Origin of the sequence: Algorimicrobium algoritergicola, from assembly GCF_008086165.1 — a bacterium.
Taxonomy (GTDB): Bacteria; Bacteroidota; Bacteroidia; order Flavobacteriales; family Flavobacteriaceae; genus Algorimicrobium; species Algorimicrobium algoritergicola.
Window position 1 is genome coordinate 79,260 of the sequence record NZ_VSKL01000008.1, and the last position, 14,307, is coordinate 93,566.

Below are 14,307 nucleotides of genomic sequence, written 5' to 3' on the forward strand. Positions count from 1 at the left end.
TAAATGTAAATCGCTAAATATTAAACTTAAAATTAATCTTATGAGCATAATAATAGATATTCACGCCAGACAAATTTTAGATTCACGTGGTAATCCAACCATAGAAGTAGATGTTACTACAGAAAACGGTTTTTTAGGACGTGCAGCGGTCCCTTCTGGTGCTTCCACTGGCGAGCATGAAGCTGTAGAATTACGCGATGGTGGAACGGCTTACATGGGTAAAGGTGTGACTAAAGCTATTAAAAATGTGAATACCATTATTGCGCAGGAGTTACTAGGTACATCTGTATTTGAACAAAATACAATTGACCAAGTCATGATGGAATTAGATGGCACGCCCAATAAATCAAAATTAGGAGCCAATGCCATTTTGGGTGTTTCTCTGGCTGCAGCAAAAGCCGCTGCAAATGAGTTAGGTTTACCATTATATCGCTATGTAGGTGGCGTATCAGCCAATACACTTCCAGTACCAATGATGAATATCATTAATGGAGGTTCTCATAGTGATGCACCTATTGCATTTCAAGAATTCATGGTAATGCCAGTAAAAGCAAAAAATTTCAGTCATGCTATGCAAATGGGAACCGAAATTTTTCATCACCTTAAAAAGGTGTTACATGATCGTGGATTAAGTACAGCAGTTGGTGATGAAGGTGGTTTTGCTCCAAATTTGGAAGGCGGAACCGAAGATGCTTTGGATACGATTAAAAAAGCTGTTGACAATGCAGGTTATAAACTAGGCGATGATGTTATGATTGCTTTAGATTGTGCTGCTGCCGAGTTTTATGTGAACGGAAATTACGATTACACAAAATTTGAAGGCGCTAAAGGACAAATAAGAACCAGCAAAGAACAAGCCGATTATATCGCAGAACTATGTAGTAAATATCCTATTATCTCTGTAGAAGATGGTATGGATGAAAATGATTGGGACGGTTGGAAATATTTAACTGAATTAATTGGTGATAAAGTACAATTAGTTGGTGATGATTTATTTGTAACTAATGTGGAGCGGTTATCTAAAGGAATTGATAGCAATATAGCAAATTCCATTTTAATTAAAGTCAACCAAATTGGAACGTTAACGGAAACCATTGCAGCTGTAAATATGGCACATAACGCAGGCTATACATCTGTTATGTCTCATCGTTCAGGTGAAACTGAAGATTATACCATTGCAGATTTAGCGGTAGCTTTAAATTGTGGACAAATAAAAACAGGTTCGGCATCACGTAGTGATCGTATGGCAAAATACAATCAATTATTACGTATTGAAGAAGAATTAGGTGATACGGCTTACTTTCCAAAAGATAAAGCCTTTAAAGTTAAAAGGTAGGCGCCAATCTACTTGATAAACATAAAATTTTAAATAGCGATTGTTAGTCTCCTAATAATCGCTATTTTTTTGCATCAGTTTTACCAATATCTTTATTGATAAAACCTTGTTAATTGACTTTAAAAATAGGGAGATATTTCGTATTTTCGTAATCCCGAAAGAATTCAAATAAACATTATAATAATTAAATAGATATATGGCAAACACAGCTACTTTAGAAATTAATGGCGAGAAGCACGAATTTCCTCTTATTAAAGGAACAGAAAATGAAGTGGGAATCGACATTAAAAATTTACGAACTGCAACCAATGGTGTTGTAACTTTAGATCCAGGTTATAAAAATACGGGTTCTTGCGAGAGCGCAATTACATTTTTAGATGGTGAAAAAGGAATTTTAAGGTACCGTGGTTATTCTATTGAAGAGCTAGCTGAAAAAGCAGATTTTTTAGAAGTTGCTTACTTATTAATTTTTGGTGAATTACCAACGCAAGCGGAGTTAGATAAATTCCATACAGATATTAAAGCACAGTCAGTTGTTGATGAAGATATTCGCAAAATAGTAGATGCGTTTCCAAAATCAGCACATCCAATGGGTGTTATTGCATCTTTAACTAGTGCATTAACGGCTTTCAACCCATCTTCGGTAAATGTGAATTCGGAAGAGGATATGTACAAAGCTATTGTAAAAATATTAGGGAAATTTCCGGTATTAGTAGCTTGGACGTTTAGAAAGAAAAATGGCTTACCATTAGATTATGGCGATAAAAATTTAGGCTATGTTGAAAACATCTTGAAAATGATGTTTAAGCAGCCTAATGAAGAATATAAATTTAACCCAATAGTAGTTAACGCCTTGGATAAATTATTAATTCTTCATGGAGATCATGAGCAAAACTGTTCTACATCAACGGTAAGAATTGCTGGTTCGTCTCATGTTGGATTATTTGCATCGCTTTCTACAGGTATTTCGGCACTTTGGGGTCCACTTCATGGTGGTGCTAATCAAGCCGTATTAGAAATGCTTGAAGCTATTAATGCAGATGGTGGAGACACAGAAAAATACATGGCGAAAGCTAAAGATAAAGAAGATCCATTTAGATTAATGGGCTTCGGACATCGTGTTTATAAAAATTTCGATCCAAGAGCTAAAATTATTAAAAAAGCAGCTGACGAAATTTTAAGCGATTTAGGTGTTGAAGATCCAATTCTAAATATTGCAAAAGCATTGGAGCAAGAAGCCTTACAAGATCCGTATTTTGTAGATCGTAAATTATATCCAAACGTAGATTTCTACTCGGGAATTATTTACAGAGCTATGGGTATTCCAACAGATATGTTTACGGTTATGTTTGCTTTAGGTCGTTTACCAGGATGGATTTCTCAATGGAAAGAAATGCGTTTGAATAATGAGCCAATTGGTCGTCCACGTCAGATTTATGTAGGCGAAACATTAAGGCCATTTAAGTCTATTGATAAAAGATAATATTTTATATACGATTCAAAAGCTTCATTTTTATTAATGAAGCTTTTTTATATTTACACTATGCTAAAATTAAACGTTAAAAACGAAACATCGAGATTACGAGCTGTTGTATTAGGTACAGCCATTAGTAATGGTCCAACACCAACTGAAGATGAAGCTTATGATCCAAAATCATTGGAGCACATAAAAGCAGGAACTTATCCTGTGGAAGCAGATATGGTAAAAGAAATCCAAGCTGTTGCTGATGTTTTTGAGAAGTATGATGTTAAAGTTTACAGACCAAAATTAATACAAGACTGCAATCAGATTTTTACACGAGACATTGCCTTTGTCATTGATGATGTATTTGTAAAAGCGAATATTCTGCCTAATCGTGAAGAAGAGTTGGAAGCCGTTCAATATATTATTGATCAAGTAAATCCAGAAAAAGTAGTGCGCCCGCCCGAAGAAGTTCATATTGAAGGTGGTGATGTCATGCTTTGGAATGATTATATTTTTGTTGGAACCTATAAAGGGAGTGATTATAAAAACTATATCACGGCCAGAACTAATATGGCAGGTGTTCAATATATAAAGGATTTGTTTCCGAATAAAATTGTTAAGGAATTCGATTTAGTGAAATCTAAAATCGAACCACGTGATAACGCACTTCATTTAGACTGTTGTTTTCAACCGGTTGGAAAAAATAAAGGAATCATTTATAAAAGTGGTTTCCGTGAAGAAAGCGATTATATGTATTTGGTAGATTTATTTGGAAAAGAAAACCTATTTCATATTACGCGAGATGAAATGTATAATATGAATAGTAATGTGTTTTCTATTTCTGAAGACGTTGTTATTTCCGAAAAGAATTTCACCCGCTTAAACACATGGTTACGAAGCAATGGTATAACCGTTGAAGAAGTACCTTATGCCGAAATAGCAAAGCAGGAAGGCTTGTTACGTTGCAGTACGATGCCTTTAATTCGTGATTAATATATTCTTAGTTAAGAATAATTTTTTTGGTTGTTTTTTGAAAACCATTTTCAATAACGGCTAAATATAAACCACGAGCCAGATTTGTTAAATCTACTGAATTATTACTGTTATCAAGTTGGGTAGAGAAGACGTTTTTCCCAATCATATTATAGATTGTTACTGACGTATTTTTGCGTGATGGATTCGTTAATTGAATGTTTAAATTTCCAGATGTTGGATTTGGGTATGCGGTAACATCACCATCAAAATTATTTGATTCCATACTTAATGGATTGGTAGATACTGCAAATTCTAAAGCCGCTCCAAGCGCACCTTTTGTAACTTGAAACAGATAGGCAGGGTCCATATTTGCTAATAAATCATTGGCTGTATGTGAATACGGTGTTTCATTTTTTTCATATAAACCCGTTATTATTTCGCCGTTGTTTTCAAAAGGCACATAATCGGAACCATAGGCATTAGAAATTTCCGTATTTAAACTCGAGTAGAGTTCAATACACGTGGCTAAACTTTGCGTTACAGCAGATGAAGCCGCATTGTTTCCTGACGGATTACTTCTGTCTTCTTCGCAAACAATAGTCGAATTACTAGCACCATTCGTACCACCAACTTGGTCAATATTTAAAACTAATTTAATATCTAAATTTTCAGGGTTAACGGTGTTATTAACGTAATAACTACTTCCTAATAGACCTAATTCTTCGCCACTGAAGTGAATAAATTTTATAGAGTATTCGGTATCTACATTGGCAAAAAGTCGTGCCATTTCTAATAGTAAAATAGTTCCAGAGCCATTATCATTCGTTCCAGGACCATTAATAGTATCGTAATGTGCATCAATTATAACATAAGTATTGGGATATAGACTTCCTGTTTTGGTAACAATTACATTATAAGTTGTATTTCCCGAAACTGAAAATGCTTGCTCCTCAATAGCTGTATAGCCTAAATTTTGGTAACGATCTACAAGCCAATTTTTAGTATTGTTTAATTGTGCAGAGCCTAATTCCTTAACGCCAAAACCTTCAAAGGTTGTTAAATCTGCTAAAATGTTTGTAGCCGAAACATTGTTTACAACACTACCATAAAATGAATTATAGGTTTGTGCTGATGTGTTTTTTGGGTATACTAAAAGTAATAATAAGGTAATAGATAGGTACGTTAATTTCATGATTGGGGTTTAATAAAGCTAAAATAGTTCAAATTTTAATAAAGAAGGAAAAATGAGGACATTCATTTAGTTTACCAGGCAGGTTATGGTAACCGTTGCTGTTGTACCCACACGGAAGGTTCCGTAGTCTTCACCAATATTATAATCAAAACGGTTAATTTCAATGTCACCTTTAAAGGTGTTGTTTATAAAGGTAAAAGGAATTGTTACTTGTTTGGTAACACCATGAATGGTTAGCGCTCCTGTAGTGGCATAGCCTGCATCCGTTTTTATAACGGAAGTAGACTTATAACAAATAGTTGGATAGGTGTCTACTGCAAAAAAATCGTCAGAACGCAAATGGGTATCACGCTTGTTATTATCTGTATCAATGGATTTAGCATCCACACAAATGTTGAAATTAGAATTGTTTACATTTGATTTATTAAAATTAAAATCACCTTGCATCCCGCTGAACGTGCCATTTACAGTAAAAATAGCACCAGCTGTAATTTCAAAATTCACTCTGGATTGGTTTGTGTTAATTGTTTGCGCATGCACTTGATTTCCAGCGACACAAATAAACATGATGAGCAAAGCAGTTTTAATAGTTTTCATAGTAAAATAGTTTTATATGGAATAAGTCGTTGTAGCAACAGGTTCATTTCTTTAAAAATAAGAAAAAGGAATTACAATTGGCGCGATCTGCTGGAATGCGTGGAATTAAGACGTGATACTTTAAAGACAGATTGTAATGAAAAGGGAATGCAATGCGACTTGATTTTTAATGGTGTACTTTATTGAGAAACGTTTTTTATTCCGTAAATATCGTCTTCTGTTTTTAAAATTCCGTCTTTACCTTTTGAGATAAGAAGGTATCCAATTCCATCTTCAATCTGTTCATAAATGAACTCATTATTCCAATAATCAGATGTAATGTTTTTTCTTAACGGATTATTTCTAATTATTATATTTAGTTTTTCAGGATATATTCCGATTGATTTTTTTTCATTTTCGAGTATCAGTTCAATTTTAGCTATTTTTTCAGTCGTTTTTTTTGTTCCATAATCAGAAAAGAAGAAATGGCCAATTACTAATTTTGCTATGAGTACCAAAAGCATAAAAATTCCGAATAATTGCCAAACAGGATGAATCATTAGTTTTTTCGGAAGATGGTTTTCTTTTTCAAATTCACGTCTGGCTTTTTTCCGTTTCGCAAATTTAGAATCTTCACGCCAAAAAAGTAGTTCTCCAATTACATCTAACATTCAATTTTTATCAAATTAGTCCTAACAGTTTCATTCATGAAAAGTACATGCTAATCATTAAATAGAAAAGTCCAAACTATTGGTTTGAACTTTTCTTGTGCTGTTAGAATTAAACGGTTTCTTATTTCCAAGCAAATTTTTGAAAAGGGGCATCCACAGGTGTGTTCGCAATATGATTTGTATAATTACTTATCACTTTTTGAGATAAGCCCAAAATAACTTCCAAAACTTGTCTTTCTTCATATCCTGCTTCATAAAATGTGCTCAAATCTTCTTGAGTTACGTGACCACGATTGCGAACAACCTTTAAAGTAAAATCGTGTAGGACTTGCAATTTTTCGGTTGGCATGGCTGTTCTATTTCTTAATGCTTCACTTATAGTTGAGTCTACTTTCATCATATTAGCAATACCAGTATGAGCAGGTACACAATAATGACATTCGTGTTCTACGTTAATTGTTTGCCAAACGACAGTTAATTCTTCTTTGTTGAATGATGATTCTGTGAACAGTTTGTGCAAAGTTTGGTATGCTTCTAATAGTTCTGGCGCTCCAGCTAAAACACCGTGTAAACCTGGTATCATACCGTTGGATTTAAGAGATTGCTCTAATAATGTTTTGCTACCTTCTGGTGCAGTTTCGATGTTGTGAATTTTTAAAGTTGTCATAATTGTGATTTTATTTATTTACTTGTTATTTAATAACTAAACAATCGTTTAGTTATTGGTTAAAAAAAATGTTTATAAATTTTTGAAGGTCATTTCAATATAATCTTCTATTTCTTTTTCATTATTTACTTTTGATGCCGCAGCCAAGCCGTGTTTTGCTAATAATAAATAGTTAGCTTGTTTTAATATAGTTTCTTCATCCTTTGTAGTGTCCATTTTTAATTTCATAATGAATAACTCTTTTAGATTATTCATAAAAGAATTCATTTGTTCATTAATTAATTCATCTTCTATTTGTGAAAATTCATTGTAAGTATTCGTTACTAAACACCCTTTTTCATTTCCATCTACATTACAAATACGAACTGAATTATAGAAAAAGTCTTTTATGTCTTCTAGACCATTATTAGAGTTTTTGAATTCTTCGAAAACGGAATGCACTTTTCTTTTGTAGCTTTTTAGACTTTCGAGGAATAGACCATGTTTGTTTCCAAAACTTGAATATATAGAAAACTTATTAATGCCCATTTCTTTTTCAAGCATTTGCATAGAGGTAGTTCCATAGCCATTTCGCCAAAAAATATTCATTGCTTTTTCAACTACTACGTCTTCATTATATTCTTTTTTTCTTGCCATTATTTCTAATTACACTGCAAAACTAAACAATCGGTTAGAAATAAAAAACATTTTAACTTTTATTTTAGAGTCTCCTTGTATCTTGTTGAATTTGAATAGGAAAGTTGTTGTTTGGGTTAATTGGTACAACGGTTTCGTGTATGAAAAGTACATGCTTCCGTCAGCGGATTTTCGTAACGACTAGCGGAAGAAAGCAAACACGTCCTTTCTTTTGGTTAAGTACTAAAAAATATATGGTGTTATGCCTAGACTTTTTCTTCTATATGTTGTTTTTTACAATATTCTGAATTTAAAAAGTTGATCTAAAAAGATCAGAACCGAGCTTGCCAAAATAATTATAACAGTTGTCCAAGATTGAAATTTCCAATTCAGTTTGTATTTGCTGGATATTTTATATACCAAATAAAACAAAATTCCGCTTATAATTATTGAAAGTGTGTAAGTCCCAACTCCCAAAAACTGACCAACACGTCCTTCATCATTCGCCATTATCAAATTAAATAGTCCAGCCAAAAATCTCATATAAAACGCCGTGAACAAAAGCGTGTAAATATATTTATTCCAACCTTTTAAATTCAGAAAAATAAAAACAATTATTCCTTGAAAAACAGTTACAATCGGTCCAGAAATGGAAATAATAGCGTTATCAATTTCTGTTGGGTTTTGCCCTTGGATAATAGATGTTGCATTTAATCTCATAATATTTTTATGCCCTAATAGTTCGCTTGTTAACCAGTGGGTAAATTCGTGAATCATCCAGGTGAAAAAAACGGCAATTATTCCTATTAATATGTATTTTATGGTGATTTTTTGATTGGTCATTCCTTTATTGGGGTTCATTTTTCAGATTCATATCCGTGAACATTCCAAGTTTTTAAAAAGTCATAACCTTTGTGTTTCAAATATGTCATTCCGTCTATTTTGAATTTCGTTTTAGTTAAAGATTCGATTTCGGTTGTGTCTGAACCTCCTAAACTTACAAATTCCAACTGAACTTTACCATTCAATTTTATTAATCCAGCTAAAGTCGGACAAGATTTTATTGGTAAAGATTCAGTTCGTTTAATTTCTTCAGTATATGGGATTGTTTCCCAAGGCGCAAAATTTTTCTTTTTATGAAAATCTAACCAGAGTATATTTTCAGAATCAATGTGATTTTCAGGAATCCAAAATCCGTTTAGATTTTCCCGTACAGAACCTAATTCGGTTAAATCAATTTCATAATCGTTTTCCACAACAATTAAATTCCGTTTTGGATTTGAACATCCAAGCAGTAAAAAAGTCAAAATCGATATGTTTATTATTAATCTCAAGTTTCGGTTTTCAAATGTGTGCCAACGTGATTGTAAATGGAAAAGTGCGTGTTGGTGTCAGCGAATTTTCGGAACGAAAATGACAACAAAGCAAACACGCACTTTCCTTTTGGTTATGTACTAAAATAAGCATTTTTTTATTTACCGTGTTAGTAATAGTTACTTCTCACGAATTTAAGCTGTGATTTACTTTCAAAATTTAAGGTAGAATACTTGCTGTCTAACAATAAATTTGAGTTTTTTTTGTTTTATCCGTATGTTACTTGCTGGCTTTTACTATTGTTTTTTCTGCTTGTTTGATATGTCTTTCATTATGATATATTAATACTCTAAATGTGTCTCCTAGTCTTAACTTAATTAATTTCGAAATTGAAATAGCGGTTTTAGTTTTGTCAAGATTGACGTTTTTTGACTTATTGAGTAATTCAATTATTTGATGTTGTTGATTTATAAATTTTTCAAGTGTTTGATTGTTTAGTTTTGAGTTTAATGGATTCATAGATTTAAATGTTTTCATTTTATTTAAATCCTCATTGTATGAAACCGATTTACTGAAATATTTTCCTAACCAATTACTTTTAAATATTTCAGAACTTTTATGTTTAGACGTATGTATCTTATTTGCTATTTCTGGAATATAAAAATCGCCATATTTATTTAGATGTTCAATACATTCTAATGCGCTCCAACTTTCTAGATTTTCTTTCCAATTTAAATGGTCTTTAGATTGGTTTTTTAAATTTTCTACAATGTTTAAATTCTCACGAGTAAGCTCTAATAAGTCTTGCAATAAATTGTTTGATGTTGATACCATAATTTTTTATTACAAATTTCAAGATATAATTTGATTAAAACCTTGATCGAAATTAAGATTTTTTAATTCTTGAAAGCGTTTCAGGAGTCATTCTTAAATACGAAGCAATATATTTATTTGGAATTTCCTGGAATAGTTGAGGGCTTCTTTTTAAAACTCTATGATAGCGTTCTACAGGAGATGACGTTAAAATATCTCTTTCTCTTTCCATTTGTTGTAAAACGAAACTTTCTAAAATAGAAAGCCATATTTTTTTATTCTCTACAGTTGATTCAATGAAAGATATATACTTTTTTTTATTGATGGATTTTAACGTCGTTTTCTTTAATGCTTGAATATAAAAATCAGAAGGCTGTTCATTTAAAAATGAATCTAATGAAGCTATCAAATTATCTTTATATCCAAACCTAATGGTGTGTTCTTCATATTCATCAATTACAAATATTCTCAAGCTTCCATTTATGACTAGATAGATGTTCGTGTCAATACTACCTTTGATTTTTAAATATTCATTGCGCTCTAATTGTATTTCTCTATCCCAAAGATTCTCCTTGTTTATTCTATCAATTAAATTTGAAATAGGATTCATATGGGCTTGCTGGTAACGTTTTTGTTTATGAAATGTTACGTGTTTGTGTTAGCCGATTTTCGGAACGAAAATGGCAAGAAAGCAAACACGCACTTTCCTTTTGGTTAAGCACTAAAATAAGCATTTTTTTATTTACCGTGTTGGCAGTACATTCTTTTCACGAACTTAAGCTGTGATTTATTTTTAAAATTTAAAGTAGGATACTTTTTTTTATAAATAAATTAAAAGTTTTTTATTTGTTTTATACGTGTGTTGGCAAATCGTTTTTTATTTTTTTTCAGTTTCGATTATTTGAATTTCCTCTTCCTCAAGGTCATCCATATTCAAAGTCGGAATTATTTTCTCTTCTTCAGTTCTTAAGTCAAGACAACTTGCTAATTCTGCTCTTTTTTTAAATTCAGATACTGTTTTGTTTTTCCACGATTCCAAATTTAAAGAATCAATTTTGTCAATTTTAAATTCAGCTTTATTGAATTCATATGTGTCATATGTATATGTGCTTTTTAAAATAACTTTGTTTTCTGATTCAGATACGGTAATTAAAGTATCATTATTTATTATTAAACTTGCGCCATTTTTAAATTCCGACATTATGAGTCCTTTGTCAGTCACTTTATTTCGAAAAAGTATAATTTCTTCTGATTTGGTTGTCAAAACCATTATATATTCGTCCGTAATTTTATATTCGAAATAGCTCCCATCTTTCAAGCATTTATTCCAAGTTCCTATTGCGATGTGGGTTTTATTCTGTTTTTGGCAACCAAAAACAAAAAAAAGAACAAAAATTATTTTCAGGTATCTCATTTCTCAAATGTTTGCCAACGGTTTCGTGTATGAAAAGTGCGGGTTTGTGTCAGAGGATTTTCGGAACGAAAATCATAAGAAAGTAAACACGCACTTTCCTTTTGATTAGGCACGAAAATAAGCATTTTTTTATTTACCGTGTTGGCAGTACATACTTCTCACGAACTTTAGCTGTGATTTATTTTTAAAATTTAAAGTAGGATACTTTTTTTTATAAATAAATTAGAAGTTTTTTATTTGTTTTATACGTGTGTTGGCAGTAGTTTTTTATTTTTCCGCTATTCCGCTATTCCGCTATTCCGCTATTCCGCTATTCCGCTATTCCGCTATTCCGCTATTCCGCTATTCCGCTATTCCGCTATTCCGCTATTCCGCTATTCCGCTATTCCGCTATTCCGCTATTCCGCTATTCCGCTATTCCGCTATTCCGCTATTCAGTTGTTCAATCAATCCGATTTAATAAATCTCGTTAAAGAAATAAATCAAAAACAATGGGAACCAGATTGAAAATAGTATATATAAATTACTAAATAATCTCATTTTTTTGTTAATCGTTTTATTCCGTTCTATTATTTTTTCTGCTCTTTTTTTAAATGTATATAAATAGGTGTTAATTCCTACTAAAATTAGGTAAAGTCCGAAAACCGAATAAGGCAGAAATTTTTTGCCAACAATCATGCTCAAGTCAGTTACGAAATAAAGGATTATTAAAATCAGCAATATGTTAGTGCCTTGACAAAAAGAAATTATAAAAGTTGGAAACGCTTCTGGGTCAGAATCCAATTTTTTTTGCTTTTCATAATGATACTGGAAAAGGTCATCATAAAATTCCGTTATCCTATTCAATATCATATTTTCAATTCGATTTCGGTTTTCTCAAATTACTGGCAACGTGTTCGTGTATGGAAAGTTGCGTTTTTGTAAGCGAGGATTTTCCGAAGGAAAATCAGACGTAACAAAATAGCAACGATCTTAATTTAAGCACTAATCTAGCAATTTTTGATACACGTTGTTAGTTTTTAGTGCTTTTTAGATTCCAATTAAATTCTTTTTTATTCATTATATTTTTCAATTCCGCAAACTTGCTAAAATTCCGTTTGAGTGATTTCCCTTTTTCCTTTATTGGAGTTTGAGTAAATAATTCCGCAAATAGCTAAACTCCGATTGAGTAATTTTTAGCGTAATCTAATTTTTTTTGATTCCGCAAGCGAGCTAAATAATCCGTAAAATATTCCTTTTAGAAATTGAGTGAGAATTGATTTTTATATCTTTTTGGAAAATAGCATATTCATGTTACGTTTTTAATTCCGCAAACTTGCTTAAGCATTAAAACTAACGTGTTATATAATAACTTTTATCACTCATATCCAGTAATTACGTCAGGATAGAGTAGGTTGTAAGTGACTGTTATCCCATAAAGATACTTATTTTTAGGTAACAAAAAAGGCTTACTAACTAGTAAGCCTTTTAATTTTATAACGTAAATTTATTTTCGATACCTATTAGGATGGGTAAGGGTTTTATTTATACCACTTCCACAAATAAACCGTCGTCTGTTTTTTCAACTTTAGCGACTTTGTTTTTTGTTAAGTCCTTAATGGCTTTGTCCCATTTTTTATTGCTTAATCCAGAAGCTTCCTTTAAATCTGTTAAAGCTAGTTTTTCTGATTTTTTTAAAAGCTCTAAAACGGCTTTGGCATCTTCACCTATAGCAACTGGTTTTTGTTCTGGGCGCATTTGTGGGAAGAATAATACTTCCTGTATGGATTGGTTGTTGGTTAAAAACATAATTAATCGGTCCATGCCAATACCCATGCCTGATGTTGGCGGCATACCGTATTCTAAAGCACGTAAAAAATCGTAATCAATAAATTCGGTGGCTTCATCATCACCTTTTGCGGCTAGTTTTAATTGGTGTTCAAAACGTTCACGCTGATCTATTGGGTCATTTAATTCTGAATAGGCATTGGCAATTTCTTTACCGCAAACCATGAGTTCAAAACGTTCAGTTAATTCTGGATTGTCTCTATGCTCTTTACAAAGCGGAGACATTTCTTTTGGATAATCTGTAATAAAGGTTGGTTGGATGTAATTCCCTTCGCATTTTTCGCCAAAAATTTCATCAATTAGTTTTCCTTTACCCATGGTTTTATCCACAGAAATTCCCATGCCTTTAGCAGCTTCAAAAATTTCAGCTTCGGTTTTTCCTGCAATATCAAATCCTGTAAAATGTTCTATAGATTCTGCCATAGTAACACGTGCATACGGTGCTTTAAAATCTATGCTGTGTTCGCCAAAAGTAGCTTTAGATGTTCCGTTTACAGCAATAGCACAATGCTCCAATAACTGCTCACAGAAATCCATCATCCAGTTGTAATCTTTATAGGATACATAAATTTCCATAGCCGTAAATTCCGGATTATGGGTTCTGTCCATACCTTCATTACGGAAGTTTTTAGAAAACTCATAAACACCATCAAAACCACCAACTATTAGGCGTTTTAGGTATAATTCGTTGGCAATTCGCATATACAAAGGCATATCCAAACTGTTGTGATGTGTTATAAATGGTCTAGCTGCTGCACCACCTGGAATAGGTTGTAAAATGGGCGTTTCCACTTCAAAGTAGCCAGCGTTGTTGAAAAAATTACGCATAGCTGTATAAAGTTTGGTTCGCTTAATGAAAATTTCTTTCACATGCGGATTCACCACCAAATCAGCATAGCGTTGTCTGTAACGTTGCTCTGGATCTGTAAAGGCATCATGAATTTTACCTTCAGCATCTTCACGAGGTTGTGGTAAGGGTTTTAGCGTTTTACTTAATAAGGTGAAATTTTTAACCATAACGGTTTTTTCGCCCACTTGGGTTGTGAAAAGTTCACCTTCAATACCTATAAAATCGCCAATATCCAGAAGCTTTTTATATATGGTGTTGTATTTTGTTTTATCGTCTCCTGTGCAAATTTCATCACGATTAAAATACACTTGAATACGACCCGCACTATCTTGAAGTTCCGCAAAACTAGCATTTCCTTGAATACGTCGCGACATTAAACGTCCAGCAAGTATAACGGTTTTTCCTTCAGAAAAATTCTGTTTGACCTGTTTAGAAGTTTCTTCTACAGGATATAAATCTGCTGGATATGGGTTAATACCTAACTCACGTAATTTGGCAAGCTTCTCTCTTCTTACGATTTCCACTTCTGATAACTGCGACATATTTTTAAACTGATTATTTTTTATGAAGCCACAAAGATAATTACTATTCA

General features: G+C 32.4%; 15 protein-coding genes. 4 read left to right on the plus strand and 11 right to left on the minus strand.

What is annotated here, in order from left to right; translation table 11 throughout:
- The first annotated feature begins 40 nt into the window (after window positions 1-40).
- The 3 genes from eno (at window position 41) to ES675_RS15710 (ending at window position 3,794) form a co-directional block, all read left to right on the plus strand.
- On the plus strand, window positions 41-1,336 hold the full coding sequence (eno, locus tag ES675_RS15700) for a phosphopyruvate hydratase (RefSeq protein ID WP_066252558.1): 1,296 nt from the start codon (window positions 41-43) through the stop codon (window positions 1,334-1,336).
- A 196-nt stretch (window positions 1,337-1,532) separates the two neighbouring features.
- The gene (locus ES675_RS15705) at window positions 1,533-2,819 is read left to right on the plus strand and encodes a citrate synthase (RefSeq protein WP_066252560.1); all 1,287 of its coding nucleotides are present in this window, start codon (window positions 1,533-1,535) and stop codon (window positions 2,817-2,819) included.
- A gap of 60 nt (window positions 2,820-2,879) precedes the next feature.
- Entirely contained in the window at window positions 2,880-3,794 is a 915-nt protein-coding gene (locus ES675_RS15710; RefSeq protein WP_066252582.1) for a dimethylarginine dimethylaminohydrolase family protein, read from the plus strand.
- Between the two features lie 7 nt (window positions 3,795-3,801).
- Here ES675_RS15710 and ES675_RS15715 read toward each other — a convergent pair whose 3' ends face one another.
- The 10 genes from ES675_RS15715 to ES675_RS15760 all read right to left on the minus strand — a co-directional run bounded on the left by ES675_RS15715 (window position 3,802) and on the right by ES675_RS15760 (window position 11,038).
- Window positions 3,802-4,968: a M28 family peptidase gene (locus tag ES675_RS15715; protein WP_066252562.1), complete on the minus strand. Its 1,167-nt coding sequence runs from the start codon at window positions 4,966-4,968 to the stop codon at window positions 3,802-3,804.
- Window positions 4,969-5,034: 66 nt separating this feature from the next.
- Complete coding sequence (locus tag ES675_RS15720; protein WP_066252564.1) at window positions 5,035-5,565, minus strand: YceI family protein; 531 nt, start codon at window positions 5,563-5,565, stop codon at window positions 5,035-5,037.
- Between the two features lie 179 nt (window positions 5,566-5,744).
- Entirely contained in the window at window positions 5,745-6,215 is a 471-nt protein-coding gene (locus ES675_RS15725) for a hypothetical protein (RefSeq protein WP_066252565.1), read from the minus strand.
- Between the two features lie 121 nt (window positions 6,216-6,336).
- Window positions 6,337-6,882 carry a carboxymuconolactone decarboxylase family protein gene (locus ES675_RS15730; RefSeq protein WP_066252567.1) on the minus strand — a complete coding sequence of 182 codons (546 nt, stop codon included), beginning with the start codon at window positions 6,880-6,882 and terminating at the stop codon, window positions 6,337-6,339.
- 72 nt (window positions 6,883-6,954) lie between these two features.
- Complete coding sequence (locus ES675_RS15735) at window positions 6,955-7,518, minus strand: TetR/AcrR family transcriptional regulator (protein WP_066252569.1); 564 nt, start codon at window positions 7,516-7,518, stop codon at window positions 6,955-6,957.
- A gap of 273 nt (window positions 7,519-7,791) precedes the next feature.
- Window positions 7,792-8,358, minus strand: coding sequence for a hypothetical protein (locus ES675_RS15740; RefSeq protein ID WP_066252570.1), 567 nt, complete (start codon window positions 8,356-8,358; stop codon window positions 7,792-7,794).
- Complete coding sequence (locus ES675_RS15745; protein ID WP_066252572.1) at window positions 8,355-8,804, minus strand: hypothetical protein; 450 nt, start codon at window positions 8,802-8,804, stop codon at window positions 8,355-8,357. Before ES675_RS15745 ends, ES675_RS15740 begins: the two co-directional genes overlap by 4 nt.
- A 286-nt stretch (window positions 8,805-9,090) precedes the next feature.
- Window positions 9,091-9,645: a DinB family protein gene (locus ES675_RS15750; RefSeq protein ID WP_066252574.1), complete on the minus strand. Its 555-nt coding sequence runs from the start codon at window positions 9,643-9,645 to the stop codon at window positions 9,091-9,093.
- Between the two features lie 52 nt (window positions 9,646-9,697).
- Entirely contained in the window at window positions 9,698-10,234 is a 537-nt protein-coding gene (locus ES675_RS15755) for a Crp/Fnr family transcriptional regulator (RefSeq protein ID WP_066252576.1), read from the minus strand.
- Window positions 10,235-10,501: 267 nt separating this feature from the next.
- Window positions 10,502-11,038, minus strand: a complete 537-nt coding sequence (locus ES675_RS15760) for a hypothetical protein (protein WP_148367555.1) — start codon at window positions 11,036-11,038, stop codon at window positions 10,502-10,504.
- Between the two features lie 237 nt (window positions 11,039-11,275).
- Here ES675_RS15760 and ES675_RS15765 point away from each other — a divergent pair, with 237 nt between their 5' ends.
- Window positions 11,276-11,545 carry a hypothetical protein gene (locus ES675_RS15765; protein ID WP_148367556.1) on the plus strand — a complete coding sequence of 90 codons (270 nt, stop codon included), beginning with the start codon at window positions 11,276-11,278 and terminating at the stop codon, window positions 11,543-11,545.
- A 1,017-nt stretch (window positions 11,546-12,562) separates the two neighbouring features.
- Here ES675_RS15765 and lysS read toward each other — a convergent pair.
- Window positions 12,563-14,257, minus strand: a complete 1,695-nt coding sequence (lysS, locus tag ES675_RS15770) for a lysine--tRNA ligase (protein WP_066256860.1) — start codon at window positions 14,255-14,257, stop codon at window positions 12,563-12,565.
- Window positions 14,258-14,307: the final 50 nt, after the last annotated feature.